We start from the raw sequence: 18,748 nt of genomic DNA on the forward strand, positions 1-18,748 counted from the left end.
CTTGACTTCATTAGTAGTCGACTGTAATTCAATAGAGTCGTCATCGCTCAAAGGCTCCGTAGAGCCTTGATTTGACGAAAGTGACACAGAAGGAGCGTTATGTAATCGCTCACTACTGTTGATACTCGAACCCTCATCGGCTTCGTAGTTCTTACCTCTAACCGGACCTTCAGTGGTTTGCACAGGAGTAAACTGATTCGTTTGTTTCCAACCGCTATTATCTTCACCTTTAACCCAGCCTAGATAACCGGTTGTCGCAGAACTATCTAAACCAGTTAAGATCCTATCCGATGTAACAAGATTTTCTTCTTTATATAAATGATGCTTTTCTGTTTCTGGCAGCTTGCCAAGCGCTGGTTCATTTTCAGGTTTTTCTGAACTATGTTGCTCACTCAAACCTGAATTTCCAGAACCTACCGAATGTGTCTCTTCCATCGGTCGAGATGAAATTGTAGAAAGCTGAGCGTCGTTACGATATTTCAGCTCAGCCGTCCTAACCTTTTCAGTTGTAAACTTTAATGCTGTAGAGTCGTCATCATCCAAAGGATCCTGATTACCTTGATTTGACGAAAGTGACACAGGAGGAGCATTATGCGAGCGCTCACCACTGCTGAGGTTCAGGCCTGCATCGGCTTCGTAATTCTTGCCTCTAATCGGACCTTCATTGGTTTGTACAGGGGTAAACTGATTCGTCTGTATCCAACTATCATTTTTTCCGTTTTTAACCCAACCTAGAAAACCGGTCGGAGGTGAAGAAGGTGTCCCAACCTGCTGTTGGTGAATATGCTGTTGATGAGTCGCTACCTTAGTCGGAGTAATAAGGTGCGGGTCTGCACGTAAATAAGCGTTCATCCCATCACTGAATGTACAATGAAACAGTTGACTGTTAGCGGAAGGGTCAACCAAAATTTGTTTCACGGTTTCATCTAGGGCCCCGGTCTGTTCAATGCTAGGTGATGGTACTTGGGTTATGTTAGTAACGAAAACAGACCGGTCTTGCTCTTGAACTAAAGTTTCTGAAGCTTGTTCCGAGGTTTGCGTCGCTGCATTTTTCGACGTGTGATCTGCGTTGGGCATGGGTTGATAATCCGCACCAGGGTAGAGATAGATGTTACCATTGATGGTGATGTTATCTCCGGAGGAGATCACTGGAGCAAAGGTGAAATTATCACTATTAACTTTATTATAGTAGCTGCGGTCGGCCTCTCCCTCACCTTTACCATCATCTTGCTCTGGTTGTGATGCGGGTTCTGGCCTTAAAGGATCGCTGTTAGCTGTCGGATGAGGCGATGTGTTCTCCTGCGGCAACTCTTCTTCAGGCTTTTTATTCTCCTTTTTATCTCCAGTGACAAATTGGCTGCCACCATACATGGTCACACACATAGCATTAATGTAAACCGCAGCAAACACCAAACCAATAGGCCCAGCTAACACCCCCATTGCAATGCCTCCTGTCACACAGGCACCAAGGTGAGCTTTCGCTTTAGTCTTGTCATGATATCGATTGGATTTCCTCTCGACCTTTTTTTTATTGTTGCTACTTTTTTTACAGGATATTTTTTGCTCAGCTTCGCTTTCCTCAGCTTCTGAACTATCAGAAGCAAACGCTGACGTTGCGACCATTAGTCGGTCTGGACTTTCATCACTAGGCACAGTCGTCTGTCGAGGGCTAACTGACGCTATCAGAGACCTATCTCCTCTTAAACTATCAGGCCGACTTTCATCGGTATTGGAGGAGGGCTCGACAACAAGACGGCCAACAGAGGAAGTGGGGGATAACATATTAGAACCTCATTATTTCTAACAATTGAAGAGTCAAACGACGAAGATCATCTTCGCGGACACTAAACTCAGGACAAGTAAACGCTAAGTAACCGTCAACCCGTATCAAGTAACCACCTAATACCGATTCAAACTGGTTCAGCAGTTCAATCACCTGTTCCGTATTGCAAACATGAACGAGCTGAAAAAACGGCAGAATGGGATAAATAAGATAGTCGGGATACTCACTAAATACCGTCCGTTCACTTTGCTCGAGATTGAGCAAAAATTGCTCGATTGGATTTAACGTGAATTGCATTTATTTGGGGTACACCAGAACCACATCTTCAGAAGACAACGTGGTTAATTCATCACAGCTTAAGTATGTTTCAAATGGAGCCCAGCTAACCGATAACTTAAGATCTGCGGGTAAACGTTGTGGCTTAGGCTGTAAATATTCAGTGTCAAGATCGAGCAATTCGGCAACCAAATACATGGTTGTTCTGATACGACTACACTTAAAGATACAGGTCATAAGAGAGGGGAGAGCAACCTGATTTTCTTTATCAATGAAGCGTACATATTGCACTCCTTCTTTGGCAAGATTCATTGATATAAGATATTCAAGATATTCTTTTTCAAGGTGTTTTATTTCTAGCCCAAGCAAACGCTCAATGTCTTTGACTCTCACATACCCTGTGCCTTCGATACCTAAATGAGTTAGGGTTATTTCGACTAACTCATCAACAAATTTCGGGGTTAATACCAGTTGACCAAAATCAAGATGAATGGCTTGGTTGTCAAAACAATGCCCTGCGACCGCATTAATCTGCGCCGCCACAGTACTGCTAAGTTGGCGGTAAGGCTTTAAAGATATGATGTCATGATTCATAGGTTTTACCGATTTCGAGAAAGTAGGGCTAATACATCGCGGCTCATCAAATAATCCTTTTCATCCACCCAATCTCTAATTCCTTGAGGTGTTTGGCACACAAAATCATACAATAATTGATAAGTATCTTTAGATGTCATAGTGCTAAAGTCGTGCTCCTGTACTAGTCGTAAAATAAAAGTGATATTGTGGAATTCATTTTCCAGTACTCCGTCAACAACAATGGCTTTGACCGTCGGCTCTGAGTAGTGACGTAAACGTTCAAACCACTCAATCACCGCCTTTTTATCAAGATAGATATCAGTATCAGACAGCCGATTCCAACTCAGTCGTTGTGACTTGTTTTTGATCATTTCATAAGGATCCAGTCCGCTATTTTGGATGTCGCAATGGGCAATTCTAGAAGGACTGGTCATCGTTAAGATCTCCGTTAGAATCATTCAAATTTTGTGGTTTTTGTTGGTACCTACGCTCACGATCGTCATACTTCCGACAGAGTACTAACATTGAAAGTAACCCTTCCAGATAATGCTCATAAGCTACCAACTGTTGCAGTACTTCACTGTCTGCGTCCATTCCCTCGGCCAACGCACCTAATGACTCCAAATACTGAGTCATTTTTTTGCGAATAGAGGAAGGATAAAGATGCTGACATTGATTGGCAGCCTGTAAAATAAATAGCTGCGCCTCGTTAAGCGATTGTTTTTCGGGTAATCCTTGCGTGAACCCATGCCAATCTCTTAAGGCTTTAAGTTGATAACTGTTCAGCATTTTTGAAAATTGCCGCTGCTGCTGAGGTGTCATCGGCTTACGTCTAATACGAAAAAGGCGATGCTGTTTTTTTGCCCGTTTATCAGCTTGCTTAACATCTCGGACACGCTTCGTCTGACTCTCTTCCCGAGTTTGTTTTGTCGGAGTGATGTCAGAAACACGCTCAGCTTTTTGTGGCATCGAAAATGAGACACTTCGCATAGGCTAAAAAGAGCGGGCGAGCCCGCTCTTGCTCCTTATCGGTTTGTTACCAGACTCGCTCGGGCCACGGAATCAAGTATTTCATTCAATTTGACCGCCTCTTGAGTTAAGTCTTGAATGTATTGATCCAGTTGACCATCGAACTTCTCTTTCAGATCTTTAGTGGCTTGGCTCTCTTCTTGAGTTCTCACTTGTGCAGCATTCTGCATCTCATTGACATTGCCTACCATGCTACCGCCCATCTCACTCATTTGAGATACCGCACGATACTTACCAGTACGCCCCTCTTGTAAACGAGCACTAAAATCATTAACGGTATTCGAATCTAATGATTTCACTGAAGTTGACTTGCCATTGGTCATATCAACAACATGTTTATCTTGAAGGGTTTTAGTTTGCCCCATTCGCACAGTTGCTGCCGTGGATAATGCCATCGTTGCAACTGAGGCAACCAGTGTAATACCAAACTTACGCTGTGCATCACCACACTTATCTCCGGCAATTTTCACAGCTAGATCACTAGTCGCGACAGCTTCAGTAATACGGTTTTGCATCACCTGAGCACGTAAGCGCTGAGACGATTCAATAATCTCGGCTAGCAAAGCCAAAAGGTCGCTCATCGAAACAGTGCCTGAATTGGCTTTATCTAATGAACTAGAGAAGCTATTCCACTCTTTCTCATTGATCTCTGGGCTGTTTGTTGTGTTCTTACCTTCTTTCAAGGTGAAATCCGAAGGCATTGTATTCATCATTACAGTTGTCATATTATTTCTCCGGATTACATAGTGATCGAAATCATCTTGTCATTAAATTCACGATGATCACTGTTGGTTTTGTAAAGAGACTCAAACGCATGAGTCACGGTGCGCATCGCCTGAGAAAGCATGGTTAATATTTGCTGAATGCGAGTTTCTAGCTCTTCTTGTTTAGCTTGAGCAACCTCTAAATCTTTCGAGATATCAGCAGATTTCACGCCATAACCGGTACTAACGACAGAAGTCGCATTCGAACTTACTTCCACCACTTGGTTTACCCGCGTAGCTCGAAGTGAAGCTTTCTCACTATTGGTCATCAAGTCTTTAAGTGATTCAACCACATCATCCAACATCTGTTTGGCTTTATTGAGAAGTTGACTTGGTCGCATGGCCTTTATGGTGTTGAGCATGTCAGACATTTTGTCAGTAATTTCGGACAACTTATTTAACATATTGGCTGGGTTAAGGTTTTTCACACTAGCAGCAAAGTCGTCCATTACAGACGAAACTTTATCGACCGCTTTGGTTAGACTAGCTAACTGCTCTTTCAGCGCCGTACCCACCGATTTAACAGCATTAGATGCCGTGTCTAGTGCTTTAATAAAACTCGCTTTCAATTGGTTAAGAGCTTCAAGTGCTTGATTCATGACTTTTGTCACCGTATCAGCCGCTTTTTGCAGAGCTTGTTTGGTCGTATTAACCAATGTCGTTTTAAATGCTTTGAGTGCATCAACTGCGGTATCTAATAACTTAGTCGCTTTAGTCGCACCGTTTGCGGCAGATTTCCCCAGTAGAGCAGCCAATTTAGCTGGGTTCATATTGGCTAAAATACTACGTAAGCTCATCATTGCATCAACAGCACGGTCAACCACACTGGCAGCTTTTGCTGCCGCAGTTGCCGCTGTTTTGGCTATGTTTTTCACCAACTGAGCAGGGTTAAAGCTAAGCAGCATACCGACAAGACCAATGCCGATCTCCAACCCCATTTTAACTTTTTCCCGAGTTTCCTCAGGAACACCTGCCGCTTTCATTATTTCATCTGCGATCTTAGGAATAACAATCGCCGCAACCATGGTTCCAATCATAATTGCCGACATCACTGGGTTAAACGGTGCAATCACAATCGCAGCGATAAAACCAAGCGCCATACCCAACTTGCCCCAAAAGCTTTGTTTCTTGTCTGCTTTTTTCTGTTCTTCGATTTGGCTTTCACGATCTTTCAGTTGGCTAATCTGAGACTCTTTCTGCACTTCAATCAGTGATTTCTTTGCTTCTGAGTTTTCTTTGCCCGTACCTGAAACGGCATTCGCGACTTCTTTCATCTGTGCTTCAACCAAACGCCACAAAGCGCTAAGTGAAACAGAACTACCAGGAAGTGGCTGGTTCGGCGAGGCCGACTCCACAGCAGAGCTTTGAGCAGACGTGCTCTGCTCACTCTTGCTTTGATCCTCTACAGCACTGACATAGGCCGGAGCTGAGATGGTATTCATGAATGTACTCATGTATTTTCCCTTCATGTATTAGGCCGGGAATAAGCATCCCTCAGGCTTGCTCTACTCTCGATGGACGAGCGACATGTCCCCAGCAATATCATGTCCTTTTATGCTGTTCTTTAGCTGGCGTTGTAAGACAATCAAATATTGCGTGCAATCGCCATTTGTTCATCACGGCATATTGAAAGCCAGTATTTAAGAGTTTGCTGAAGCATTTTGACCTGGTCGCCGATACGATTGATTTCCTCGATTTCTTCGTCGGTTAACGGTCGAGAGGGCAGTTGTTCTGCCAAATCTTCAAAATAATCAAAAGTTACCCCTTCTGACGACCAAAAGTTCATTCCATAACCAGTCCCAGTCGACTCGTTTTCCTCCCAATGGAAGTTCCACCCTTGGAGATGATCTGAATTAATGTAACCAATGGTATTCATCTGGAAATGAACCTGCATATAGCCATCAATATCCGATAGGCTGCCGGTCAAAATCATGTTGTATTCTTCAGAACTGAGTTCTATAGACGGGTCTCCCAGTAGGCTGGATAATATTGCCATACGCAAAATAGGTGACACATCACCGACACCATTCTCCCAGTCATATTTCCATCCATCTAAGTTTCCCCACCCATTGTTGAACTGTTCAACGAGCGCCTGAGGGCAATTAGAGTCGGCATCTAGTGAATCAACAATACTCCTAGCTAGACTCCCCTCCGGAGCATTTAGATATATTTTGTTAAAGAGGCTAGTGACATCACGAGCAAACTCATCTTGATCGTAGCCCTCATGAGATCCATGCATGCCAGAACCACTACATTCAAGAAAGCGCTGGATTGTTTCAAAATCGTCTGAAGTCAAACTCGGATAGTCTTCAGAGTGTATCAACACATCCATTAGAACCAATTGGAAAGCATCTTCTAGAGCCGTTCCCGTGAGAGGGGAAGTCTGTGAAATATCTTTCCACATAATCTCCATCGCATCTGAGAACGCTCCAAGTCCCTTTGTCTGTTGATCAATAGCTTCAAGGCGTGCACTGTACGCCTCTATACTCTGTGCAAGCGCAATAGCAATCGCCTGTTCGGGATTACCACTGACCATGGTAACAACCACTTGCTTTTGTTGAGCAGCGATCATCGCTAATGTTTCAGCGCTGGCTGGCTGCATATCGGACTCCAAGATAGCGGTGTCGGTTTGGTTCAACTTCGCTTGCGCGTTATCAATCGCCGCAAGTCGAGCTTCAATATCTTGCGTAACTATCGTCTTGTCTGGAGAAGAATTTGGTATCGAAATACCACTTAGGTTACTAACATTCATCGTATTACCTATATATTGCGCGCAATCGCCATTTGTTCATCACGGCATATTGAAAGCCAGTATTTGAGGGTCTGCTGGAGCATTTTGACCTGATCACCGATTCTGTTGATCTCTTCAACGTCTTCATCGGTTAATTCTCTTGGAGGAAAGTCGTTGTACATATGCTCAAAATATTCTGAACCTAGACCTCGCCCTTCCCAGTCGATAACCTGGTGTCCATTTTGTGTCACTTCTCTCCAGCCATCATGGGCAGGGTCATTCTGGTAACCGTCATTCTCGAAAATATAATCAATCGCCGACGCATAACTAGTATTGGTTTGAATAAAGACATCCAATGTACCGATAGGAGCCGTAAGAAACATTTCTATCGTCGATTGTTCAACCTTTGGATTGGTCGTGAGATAGCCAGCCATAAGAGCCATTCGTAACATCGGAGAGAGCCCTGCACTGCTTGGATATCCAGAATCACAAACAAACCCACCAGTATTGTTGAAGTTGTTTCTGTACTGGCTTTGTAAAGCAGAGACCCCACCACAGTTGTCATTCATGTAAATCAAAATATCGTGACAGAGGCTGTCTTGTGGCGCGTTGTTCATCATATAGTTGAAAACATTCTGACAATTATTGGCAAACGCGGCGCCATCCCAGCTTTCATGATAGCCATGAGAACCTGATCCAGTACTTTCTAAGAAATGCCTCATCTGCTCGTCCATTGCAGGGCCATAACCGTGGGACATGAAGTCCATGATCGCGAGCTGGAATAAATCTTCTAAGGCATAACCAGATGTTTCACCGCTTGTTTTTATACCGTCAAACATCACTGCCATCGCACTCTCAAACATAGCCAGTCCTCCATTGGTCCAGCCTTGTATAACCGACAATTGCTTGCCGTATTTCTCAATACTCTGTGCCAATGCCATTGCAATTGCCTGTTCAGGGTTACCACCAACCATAGCCATGACCACTTGCTTTTGTTGAGCAGCGATCATGGCTAATGTTTCAGCGCTGGCAGGCTGTTTTACCAAGGTCGCGATACTGACATCGGCTTTATTAAGCTCAGCCTCCGCTTTATTGATTAATTCTATCTGAGCGACGGATTGTGCCAATTTCTCTGGAGAGAGTTCATCGTCAATGTGGTCTAAATTAGAGAGACTATTGGTGGTACTTGTAATCACTGTCCATTCCTCGGCATAATTAGCAATTAAGACAAATAGGGTTTTAACTGTTTCTGTAAATACTCGAAACGCTGTGAATAAAATTCGTTAAGGTGATCTGATTTAACGATAATCAGAGTTGCAGCCGACTGAATATATTCTTTCAACTTGTAATGACAGAGAGAAATATTAAGGATGGTTTCATCCAAATCATTAGTCGGGTATGTCTTCAAGACACTTAATACATCCAAAGCTTTTTTGAACTGCCCCTTTTCCAAATAAATAGCAGCTAAACAACCGGGCCCACGATGGTCATAAGGATTTAATGCGCAGTAGGCAGAAAATATTATTTCCGCTTCTTTAAACTGGAACTTATTATAAAACTCAACACCCAATTCAAAGACAGACTTTAATTGAGTTGTTGTGATTTTCTTTGATTTTCGCAATTTGGCCAACTCATGCTCAACCATTTTCCCGTCGAGCAATGAAAAGAATTCATCTCCCGCTTTTCCAAATTCAATCTTTTTATTTTTCACTTTTTTTCAATCCTGCTTGAATACATCAATCTACTTCCGGTTTATCAAATAATGGGGCCAAGACTTGATTAACAACATCACATAGCCGATAGGTGCTCGTGATAGTTAAGGGTTGTGATGGGAGATCGACTCTTAAACGTATCGACCACACCACAGCCAGGCGGTTATCGTATTGGGCGAGCATCATTAAGCCGAGTTGCTGGTTGCTTAATTCTTGTGGGATATGCTGAATGCCAACGGCATCAGACCAAAGGTACAAATTCTGTCCTAGTAATTTTCGAACTTGTACCAACGACCAACCTTCCCTATTCTGGCGATGCTTTTGGTATTCAATTAGTAACCCCAGAGTCGCCACGACTTTTCTAACCTCGCCAAGATTACTTGATAGACATCGCTGACTATCCTTGTCCGTTAAGTTAGTCAAAACAGAAAAAGAGGCTGGACAAAGTAAACGTTGAGTTAGGCAATAATGCAGCAGCTTCTGATGACGCTTTTTATACGTTTTCATTACCCGCCATTTGTACAAAGTAACTTATAGTCAATGTATCTTGCTCAGCCACTAATCCTTTAAGAAATCGTTCGATATTACTTTTCTTATTAGAATCCATTTCTTGTAAACTCATGATTAGCACCGATACTCGTTTGTTTTTCTCTCCGCTCACTACTACACTCGCTCGTAAAACATTAGGAATCACGCTCAGCTTGTTATAGATTTCACGGCTTTCAAGTAAATTGCTTTTTACTACCTCTAATTTACTCAAGCTAGCAAACTTTGATTCGAGCAAATCGTTGAGATCTTCACGCTGAAAATAGAAATTAAACTGACTCAGTAATTCTCGCGCCTTAGGTTCGTTAGGCTTGTCCACGTAAACTAGATAACTTTCCTTGTTTCTCTCTAATGTTGCTGGTAATTGTTGTTGGCCTAATAAGACAACAACCTTATTGGCAATATCAGCGGATTCAAAACTAGCAATTTGGGCTGAGCCCTGTTCATTACACCCGGTCAGTATGATCAATAACAAACACCACAGTTTTTTCATTACTGTGCCTTCATCACTTCATTAATTGCATTTGCTGACTTAGAAGCAATTTTTGTTACAGTTTCTTGATACATACTGTAGTGAAATACAGACTGTTGCAGAGCGAGCGTATCTTGAACAGTGATAGTTTGACCTCCTGCATTAATACGGTCGAGATTGTCAAGAATCTCCTGAAAACCCTCTCCGATATTATTAAAAGTATCTTCCATAACGGAAGGCTGAATGTTTTCGATCGTTAAGCCGGGCATATCAACTCCTACGAGCAATAGGTTTAAAAGATAAGATTGATTTGATTTAGATATTAATAACTCTTTAAAAAAACGCTAATGGGTTATTTTGAATCATTATGAAAAACAAATTCATTTAAAATTTACAATCATAAATTTAAGACTAACTAGATAAATCACACCACTCACCGCTGAATATTTGTGAATTTATCTAAAGGCCAATAGCGCTCACCTAGTGACGCCTTCTCTACCCTAGGCTAAAAATGCTTTACATGTAGGTATTAGGGATGAATTTGAACTTATATTGCTTAATATATACTCGAAAAATAAGCCTGAATTTAGATGGTAAAAGGTGAAATTACACATGTAAGCGAATTAAAACGGTTAAGGCTATCGTTTGGACCAAAGGTCAATCGCAACCTATGATCTTTGTTATTTTTCTATCTATCGATAAGATCTGAGGTTAGAAGTGAGTTAAGGGCTGGTGGTTTCAATCCGAGTCTACTTGTTTTCGAAGGCGATTGGGAATAAAAATTAGATGACGAAATCATTTCAATTTCATTTAAAGGCAAAGGCTTAGAGAAGTAATAACCTTGTAGTTTATTTACACCACTCCTGACTAAATAGTCGGCTTGCTCTTTTGTTTCGACCCCTTCAGCTACAGTAATTACACCTAAACGATCGCCTAACTCAATGATCATATTTAACACGGCAGGATTGGTAGTTTTCAAACCTACTTTATCAATGAAGCATTTATCTATTTTTAAATAGTCAAATTCTATATTCTGAATCATTGATAAAGATGTATGTCCAGTACCAAAATCGTCAACAGCAAACTTAAGACCATAATCTCTAAGTAGATCGATAGACGCTACTCCTTCAGGCTCAAGAGCTTGACGCTCTGTAATTTCAGCAATAAGACCAATACCAAGCTTTCTAAACTGTTCTGTGTAATGCTTGAGTTTTTTTACTCTCTCAACACTACCTAAATATGATGGCGGGATATTCACACCAAGAGATAAGATCGACAGTGTATTAGACCGCTGCAATTCTTCCAAGGTTAATTCTAAAACATAGTCAGTAAGGTCATTAATGATTCCTCTTTCTTCAGCCAAAGGGATAAATTCATCTGGTGAGATCATACCTAGTGTTGGGTGCTTCCAACGAATCAAAGCTTCTAGGCTTTCAATATTTCGGCCATATCCATTGACAATGGGTTGATAGACAATAAAAAATTCTTTCTTGTTCAACCCTTCTTTCATATCTAAAACGAAACTCTCTCTTCGATCACTAATTTTCGATATAAATCGAACATATGGCAACATCACCACCAATAAAACAACCGTATATACTAAGCCAACAAATACAATTTCATATACAAAGAACTGTCTCATCTCTAGAAGTAAAGTCATATAGTCTCAATTTAGTGTTATTACAATTATGGTTAAAAATTAACTTATAATTATTAATGATGATTAGGTTTTTATGTCTTCAGAATGTAACCACTCGGACCATGAAGTAACGTTACGTTTTTAAACGCTCTACTCGCTCTTAATCTTCATCGCTGCATTCATCACTTTTATCACTAAGTGCAAGACTCTCAAAGAGATAAGACTAGATTATTTTTGAAAAAAAATTACCACTTCAACTCTATTAATCAGACAGGAAACTAAAAATAGATCCATCTTATATTTCGTACTTTATGGGATGGATTCTTGTGATGAATATTTCACAAATAATCTCTCGATTTGACCGCTAGTAGAGAAGATATTGAGCGATGTGACTATCAACTATGGTACTAAAACATGCGTTCTAATATTCTGAATCTAACACCACAACCCAATACCCTCGAAAGCTCTAAACAACCGAATAGACAAAGCAATGACTCTCTTAGCGTTAAACAAATAAGCTCCGTGCCTGAGCGAGACGTAATGAATCTCATCAATACAATTACGAGCCTGTACAGTCAAGCTCAGGTCAAAAAGGAGGACATATCAAGATTAACGCTCCAACTGGATAGGCTACTAAATCAACAAGAAGCTTCCTTCGTAAGACAAACAACTGATTCCAATTCATCAGCACAACAACTCACATCTAAAAGCCCAGAATCAACTTCACAATTAAAGATGGACAGTCACAAGGCTCAAGGGACTATGGAGATGCCGAGAACGAATCTACTTAAAGAAATTCAGGCTTTTCGTGGTCGAAATGGATTACAAAAAAAACAAAGCAGCGGTAAGACGGAAATGGCGGTACCGGCTCAAACAGCATCAACATCACAGCATTTAGCAAATACAGTTCCACTAAAAACGGGAAAGAGTTTACCTAGTATTGACAGCTTACAAGACAAACAGCAAACCACCCAAGCTGCACCACCACCGCCCCCCCCTCCGCCGCCGCCAGCTTCGTTTTCCGGTAAAGCGATACCCACTTCTACATCTCCCACAGATTCAAGCAAAATGTTCGAGCAGATTCGACAGTTTGGCGGAACCAAAGGCTTAAAAGCACTTAATCAGGGGGCCAATACAAACCAGCCAGTAAAGAGTAACCCAGAATTATCTCAAGGCCAGAAACTCATCTTCGAAGAGCCAGAGAACGTATTAAGCCAGTATCAAACCTTAACCAATGACGATAAAGACCTAGTAGCAAAATTCATTAGCCAGGCAATCATCCATTCAGTAGATCTAGATGTTCTAGGGCAGCTGAATAATAACATTGGTGATCTGCAAGCAGATCAAGTGACGCAGGCTCACATCGATAAAATGCCAGACTACTGCCAGTCATTTTTCAATGTAATTAAACCTTATACCAAAGATACCGAATCAGCCCCGCTATTCAGCCATTCGATGTTTAAGAAATCGGATGTCATCGCCGGAAACTACCAACCAGTAAACATAGATGAAGAGATGACGAAAGGTGATGAGATGAGCAACGCAAATTCATCCCCTTCGCAATGGTTAACGGTAAGAGAGGGCCTAAGTAAAATGCAGAAACAGCTATCGATTACATCAAGAAAGCGTTATGACAATGGATCTGTTGCATCAACGACCGAAAAAACAAGTGAGGTATTCGCTAAAGCTCAACAAGCTAGTTTAGCCCTGATCAACGATTCAACTCGTACCGACTTATTGAGCAAAGATTATCAGAGCCAAGTCACTGGCTCTTTCAAGAACATCGATACTTTTAGTGGATTTCTAGCTAATCTAGATAAATCAGCGGCCCATAAACTCGAATCAGAGTTTCGCCAAGCAATTCAAAACCCAGAAAAGCTAGAAGAGAGCATTACTGACTTTCTTAAACAAAGATTACCTACGGGCTTTAAAGAATTTACCTATCAATCCATCAACGAAGAGAACCAGCGTTTAAAAGCCGAGCTTGCACTGCTAAAAAAGGGGAATCTATAATCACCGTAAATAGCACGATTTAGACTTAAACGGTGCTAAAACTGCTTACTCGAAACCTATTTAAGTGAGCAGTTTTTCTAAAAATAGAACCTTACAATAAAGTAGGCCCCCTATTTCTTAGGGATATAGCGAGTTTCAGATGAAAGTGCTATACCTCATCTCGAAGTACCCTACTTATTGACATCTCCATTCCGCACATCTAATTCGCTTAATTTTTTATCATTTGAATATCCATATATGTAGACGCAAGCTACAAGGCACCATTAGGTTTGTCATTATCAGTTAACCTCGAAAACGATTCTAGTATCATTAGTATATTTGGGGGTTACGATCTTGGAATAAAGGATTAAACCAAGATAAATGAATCTTGGGAAAGGCTTTTAGTGAGAATATTAAGTAGAGTTTGAGAACCGGAACCAGCGCTATTTTTAAAGAGGCATTGAAATATCCATATTGAGTAATTTGAGTGCAATGAGCCAACTACCATGAGAAAACCAGGAAGTTGGCCCATCGATTGAAGGACACTTATATTTAGGATATCAACTCGACATGCCCTTCATTTACAAGCATTCCCATTGCTTGAAAAATCTGCTTTATACGTATTCAATGCCATATTTGATAAGATAAGTACACACGCACTTTACTTAGTCATCTCTAAGTCTGCCGAAAACCTCAGTCCACTTCGCTTTCCGATAAACCCGTGGCGTTCATACAACTTCTCTATTTCTCGTTCCATAAATTGAGTTAATGTCTTATCTCGTAGTTTTATCTTAGGCGTCTCATCCAAAGTCACTTTTGTTTGATTTTCAAATACATCCTTTACTATTATACCTACAAGTTCTTTTATGTAAGAAATAGTCGGTGTTTTGAGGTTGTTAGTTGAGATAACTTGATCGATCTGCTTGTCAAACTGCTCATAGGCGGACTCTATCAGTTCATTTCGGTCAGATTTACTCAGTACTCTAACCTTTTCATCTCTATCAATTATACGAGCCAAATAAGTACGAAGCGCCCCGGAGTTCATTAAACAAGTTATATTTGTTGCCCTCTTAAAAATATCTGTGATTTCCTCTTTTTTTGCTTTTATTAAGTCAGCATCTTGAGTTTCGATAGCTTTATTTTGTAAATGAATATTAATCTCTGAAGCTCCGCAAAAAGAGACATGATTATAAAGAGTCTCATAATGTGTAGTGCCTTTCATTGAAAGGGGAGCCTTTGATTTATCTAGTCCTTTTTTTATAGCGGTATCTATCACTTTTTGATAAACCCTTTTAACTTTAAAATTAGAATCGGAATCCACTTTATTATCTGATTGGTGGCAGATAAAAGGTGTTGATTTTAAAACTTTTGTAGAATACATAAAAAAACCCATTAAATAACAAATCATTAATTATTAACATATTTAAATATAAATCATGGGGTTATTTAAGAAAAATACGGCAGGTATAATCATAGCGCCGACTCCAGCCACTTTAATAACAAGCGATATAAATATGAAAAAATCACAACTCTGTCAGGGAATTTCACCCCCTATCACTCGTTCGTAAATAATCGCTTGTAAACTTTGTCACCAAATTCGTCTGCTTTCAAATCACTGTAACCTCCTATATCGTTAAACTGTAGCTTTGTCTCACCGTCAGAGATCCCCTCTGACGCAGCCATGATCTCGAAATATGAGTGGTGACTTTTAGGAGGTAATAGATTCGCCATACAGATAATTCTGGCTTCATTAAGTGTAGGTAGTTTTTCTAGTTTTCTAGTTGCTGCTATCAGCTGCTTCTCAGTCGCTGATTGGTTGTTTCTTATCGATATGTAATAATGACGTAAATTAGCAAAGGCATTCAAGAACTTAACTGTATGACCACTCATGCCTGATATCAAAGGTCGGTTATTATCTATTGCCAATGTCACCATATGTTCTACCTCAGGGACTCCTTTCTGAGAACGTCTCAAAATATTTGAATTTTCCCCCGCATCATGACGCCTAATCCCATCGACAGTTTCATCTAACATAAGGTCATGGGTAAACTCACTTGTGCTTTTATAAAACCCTATCCCTTGAAGAAAGTCACTTTTCAGTTCCGGAGAAGTCTCAAACTTTGCTTTCACCTTCTCTTCAGACTCACCCGATAATTTAATCACTCTAGCTTGCCACTTCTTAGGTAGCTTTTCCCATTTATCAATTCTGTTGGGGTTAACGTCATACCACTGATGATATGATGTTCCACCAAATGCACGATTATCAGCAGTTACAGTATTAAAATAGTTTGAACGTCGCTGTTTCATCGCTTCACTAAATTCCTCTTGGGCTACTGTTTTTCGCCCAAGATAATCGTAAGGACCAAATGGCTCAGCACCAACAGTTTTGTGAAGTTCGCAGCTCACCTCACTTAAATATTCACGCTTTGAAAGTCCGTGATCTGCCGCTTGCTGAGCCAATGTTTTAATATCGTAAACACCACTATCTAAATAGTAATCCTCTAAAGCCAAAAACACTGAGTCCAGTGACAGAATACCTTTCAAAAGCTCGTTAGCCCCACCTATTTTATAAGCTTTTTTTACTATGCTTTCTTTATTTTCTCGCACAATATGTTCGAAATTCACACCAAAACCATCTTTTCCTATATCGATAGCTTTCTGTGTTAGTTGTTTACCTAAGTCACTATCAATAAGTATTTTACCGAGCTTCTGCTCAATTTTTTTATTCTGATTTAGCAGGCTTAGATCTGGATAGTTAAGAGACGATAAGTCCGAATCTTGAGCTTCTCTCAGAACCGGATTGGACTGGAACTCCGATATACTGAGTTTTCTTTCTGTGCTAATGGGATTAGAGAAAGATTTGGCTAATGGAAAGTCTTCCTTCATCGTATTACTGACTTGTCTTACTTTAACTTTTGGCTCTGATTCATCTTTTTTATTACTCATCACTGATGTAGAACTTAAAAGTGAAATATTTCTTTTAAACATAAATTACTCCTCTTATATTCGCTCTGTCATTACCAATCAAAAAACAAACAATTACAACAACCAAGTAGATTAATTCAAATAAAATTAAACAATTTCATTCAGAAAAAGATGACACTAAGGGTCACTCTAAAATTGCATTTAAATATCATAATTTTTCGCTGATAACCTCTCTGTTGTTCCCCCTCCTCCTCTCTACAGCTAAGCATCCAAAACCCTGAACGCACTGGCAAAAACATGAAAACAAAAAAACTCATGATTTATTAACGATATAAAAAACATCATAAAAAATTCAATTCATACTTTAATATTAATTTTCACGTAATTAGTAATCTATTATCACTGGAGAACTGGGAATACTTGCCTTAACGTAGTTATACTTAAATTTCTACTTGAAGGTCTAACCATGCTAAACGTTCAACGAACCAATACAAACGTATCTGAATTTAAAAATACAGATACCAATCGAGTACTAAGCTCTGCTAAAGGGATTTCCCTTTCAGATGCAAAGAAGCAAGTTCTAACAAGTGCAAAAATGTTTGAGGCGGGAGTTAGTATGAATATACTGAATCAACCTTCTTCTGCCGGAACGCAAATTGATAACCATGCGAAGAGTTTGTCCGATGTTTTAAAAAAAATATCTAGCGACGGAACTAACCATACCGTTGTGTTCAACAACAAAGAAATGCCCCTTACCGAGTTGTTTGAAAAGCAATTTTCTCCTATGAGCAGTAACTCCGACCAAATTGGTCGCCAACCAAAAGAGTCTAAAGAGCCGCTGAAAAATTGGCTAATCCGCGAATTGAATATCCCTACAGGTGAAAAAAATCACGCCAGCATGCTTACCAAGATAAAAGCCATAAGTACGTTTGGCACCACTGTTTGGCAGTTACTAAATCCACCGGAAGGCAATGATCATAAAGACTTTAGCAAAAATCAGAGAAAAAATTCCGACGCTCTCAGTTCAATCCTAGGTAAAGATGTATTCCCTTTATTCAAAGAGTTTTCTCAAAAAACGAGAACAAAAGTATTTGATGACTCGTTAACTCGAGCCAGATCGGAACGTATGCCAATGATAAGAGATGAAAACGGCGTATTAAAAGCTGTAGATGGAAAGTACGAAGATGCCGCAAAGTATGGCTTGGGGTTCGGCCAAGTCGTTCAAAAAGTAAACGATGAAAACTCTTTAGAGCAACATAAGCTGTTAGACGCACTCAACGGCAACAAGAATATAAATGGTATCCCGCGTGAGAACGCTCCTATACAAGACTTAACCAGACCATACATGATGTCTGAAAGCGAGATGGCATCAATGCCACAAAGCTATAAAAATCTGGGACTTAGTGATGGTATGACGCGTCATAAACTCCATCATGGTACGGGAATCAACCGCTGGCAGCCATATGGTATGCATGCACTTGAAAGCTCTTATAAAGGTAAACCATATGCAGGTGCACAATCAGGTGGGACCTGTGACATACTATTAGCAGCTACCATATTGTCCGGCGAATCCATGTACGGAAAAACAGACAAAGTAATGCCACTTACTCTTGGAGCTGCGGCATTCATGAATTATGGTGGATACCATACATTCAATGAAGTAGTACCAATTGGTGAGGCAATGAGTCACGGAAAACCCTTTGTACCTTCGAACAAAAGCGCTCTCCAAAAGTCAGATTTATACGACCGCGTCCAAGCCCATACAAAGAAACACCTTAAGCCGATGACCTTCAACGTGATCTCATCTTACAAAAACGTTCATAACGACATCGTCGACCAACTTAAGCAAGAACATAAATCACTATCTTTAGATATCAATGACTTAAGCGATACTATTTATTACACTAAATAGAACAACACTCAATAACAATAACATGTCTTAATCATGGTCATGTTATTGTTTTCAAACTTACTAACTACATTAGAGCATAGCTGTAATTAAACACTTGAAAACCTTCCCATATAAGTTCATTCCCCGTTACTACAATTTGACACAACCTTGTTCAACCATACCTCCCAATGACCACGCTTATTCTCCCAAAAAATCAAATAATCATTTAACTCCTCAAAAGAACAATTACTCAAATTTTATCAAAGAAAGTCACATACATAAGTGGTATTTATATTTCAAGCATATTCAGCCACATAGCGATTCACGCAGGAACTTAATGAGACATCCTGTTACTAGAGTCGAAAGCCTTTCGACTCTAAGCGGCTTTGTTGCGTAATTAAATTTAAAGATA

Annotated in this window: 18 protein-coding genes; 2 read left to right on the forward strand and 16 right to left on the reverse strand. The window is 40.3% G+C overall.

Annotated features, from left to right (window positions below; translation table 11 throughout):
* The 14 genes from A142_RS08710 to A142_RS08775 all read right to left on the reverse strand — a co-directional run.
* On the reverse strand, positions 1-1,623 hold a 1,623-nt coding region (locus A142_RS08710), incomplete at its 3' end, for a hypothetical protein (RefSeq protein ID WP_029405333.1).
* 160 nt (positions 1,624-1,783) lie between these two features.
* Positions 1,784-2,080: a hypothetical protein gene (locus tag A142_RS25130; protein WP_017107231.1), complete on the reverse strand. Its 297-nt coding sequence runs from the start codon at positions 2,078-2,080 to the stop codon at positions 1,784-1,786.
* Positions 2,081-2,653: a hypothetical protein gene (locus tag A142_RS08720; RefSeq protein ID WP_019820956.1), complete on the reverse strand. Its 573-nt coding sequence runs from the start codon at positions 2,651-2,653 to the stop codon at positions 2,081-2,083.
* Positions 2,654-2,658: 5 nt separating this feature from the next.
* The gene (locus A142_RS08725) at positions 2,659-3,069 is read right to left on the reverse strand and encodes a hypothetical protein (protein WP_019820957.1); all 411 of its coding nucleotides are present in this window, start codon (positions 3,067-3,069) and stop codon (positions 2,659-2,661) included.
* Positions 3,053-3,625 (reverse strand): hypothetical protein, encoded by a 573-nt coding sequence (locus tag A142_RS08730; protein ID WP_019820958.1) that lies wholly within the window; start codon positions 3,623-3,625, stop codon positions 3,053-3,055. Before A142_RS08730 ends, A142_RS08725 begins: the two co-directional genes overlap by 17 nt.
* A gap of 35 nt (positions 3,626-3,660) precedes the next feature.
* On the reverse strand, positions 3,661-4,389 hold the full coding sequence (locus A142_RS08735; protein ID WP_019820959.1) for a hypothetical protein: 729 nt from the start codon (positions 4,387-4,389) through the stop codon (positions 3,661-3,663).
* Between the two features lie 14 nt (positions 4,390-4,403).
* Positions 4,404-5,882 carry a hypothetical protein gene (locus A142_RS08740; protein ID WP_019820960.1) on the reverse strand — a complete coding sequence of 493 codons (1,479 nt, stop codon included), beginning with the start codon at positions 5,880-5,882 and terminating at the stop codon, positions 4,404-4,406.
* 131 nt (positions 5,883-6,013) lie between these two features.
* Positions 6,014-7,180 (reverse strand): hypothetical protein, encoded by a 1,167-nt coding sequence (locus A142_RS08745; protein ID WP_019820961.1) that lies wholly within the window; start codon positions 7,178-7,180, stop codon positions 6,014-6,016.
* 8 nt (positions 7,181-7,188) lie between these two features.
* Positions 7,189-8,355, reverse strand: coding sequence for a hypothetical protein (locus A142_RS08750; protein ID WP_019820962.1), 1,167 nt, complete (start codon positions 8,353-8,355; stop codon positions 7,189-7,191).
* 26 nt (positions 8,356-8,381) lie between these two features.
* Positions 8,382-8,870, reverse strand: a complete 489-nt coding sequence (locus A142_RS08755; RefSeq protein WP_019820963.1) for a hypothetical protein — start codon at positions 8,868-8,870, stop codon at positions 8,382-8,384.
* A 25-nt stretch (positions 8,871-8,895) separates the two neighbouring features.
* On the reverse strand, positions 8,896-9,378 hold the full coding sequence (locus tag A142_RS08760; protein ID WP_017107241.1) for a hypothetical protein: 483 nt from the start codon (positions 9,376-9,378) through the stop codon (positions 8,896-8,898).
* Positions 9,365-9,910, reverse strand: coding sequence for a hypothetical protein (locus A142_RS08765; RefSeq protein ID WP_019820964.1), 546 nt, complete (start codon positions 9,908-9,910; stop codon positions 9,365-9,367). The genes A142_RS08760 and A142_RS08765 overlap by 14 nt, the downstream gene beginning before the upstream one ends.
* Positions 9,910-10,158 (reverse strand): hypothetical protein, encoded by a 249-nt coding sequence (locus tag A142_RS08770; RefSeq protein WP_019820965.1) that lies wholly within the window; start codon positions 10,156-10,158, stop codon positions 9,910-9,912. Before A142_RS08770 ends, A142_RS08765 begins: the two co-directional genes overlap by 1 nt.
* A 419-nt stretch (positions 10,159-10,577) precedes the next feature.
* Positions 10,578-11,549, reverse strand: coding sequence for an EAL domain-containing protein (locus A142_RS08775; RefSeq protein ID WP_019820966.1), 972 nt, complete (start codon positions 11,547-11,549; stop codon positions 10,578-10,580).
* A 747-nt stretch (positions 11,550-12,296) separates the two neighbouring features.
* Here A142_RS08775 and A142_RS08780 point away from each other — a divergent pair.
* Positions 12,297-13,541 carry a hypothetical protein gene (locus A142_RS08780; RefSeq protein ID WP_241813063.1) on the forward strand — a complete coding sequence of 415 codons (1,245 nt, stop codon included), beginning with the start codon at positions 12,297-12,299 and terminating at the stop codon, positions 13,539-13,541.
* A gap of 640 nt (positions 13,542-14,181) precedes the next feature.
* On the opposite strand, the gene A142_RS08785 is transcribed toward A142_RS08780, so the two are convergent.
* Positions 14,182-14,901, reverse strand: coding sequence for a hypothetical protein (locus tag A142_RS08785; protein ID WP_133149022.1), 720 nt, complete (start codon positions 14,899-14,901; stop codon positions 14,182-14,184).
* Between the two features lie 173 nt (positions 14,902-15,074).
* Positions 15,075-16,508 (reverse strand): hypothetical protein, encoded by a 1,434-nt coding sequence (locus tag A142_RS08790; protein ID WP_019820970.1) that lies wholly within the window; start codon positions 16,506-16,508, stop codon positions 15,075-15,077.
* Between the two features lie 403 nt (positions 16,509-16,911).
* On the opposite strand from A142_RS08790, the gene A142_RS08795 reads away from it, so the two are divergent.
* A complete protein-coding gene (locus tag A142_RS08795) occupies positions 16,912-18,357 on the forward strand; it encodes a hypothetical protein (protein ID WP_019820972.1) in 1,446 nt (481 codons plus the stop codon).
* The last annotated feature ends 391 nt before the right edge of the window (positions 18,358-18,748 follow it).

The sequence above is a fragment of the Vibrio splendidus 12E03 genome, from assembly GCF_000272105.2.
Taxonomy (GTDB): Bacteria; Pseudomonadota; Gammaproteobacteria; order Enterobacterales; family Vibrionaceae; genus Vibrio; species Vibrio splendidus_I.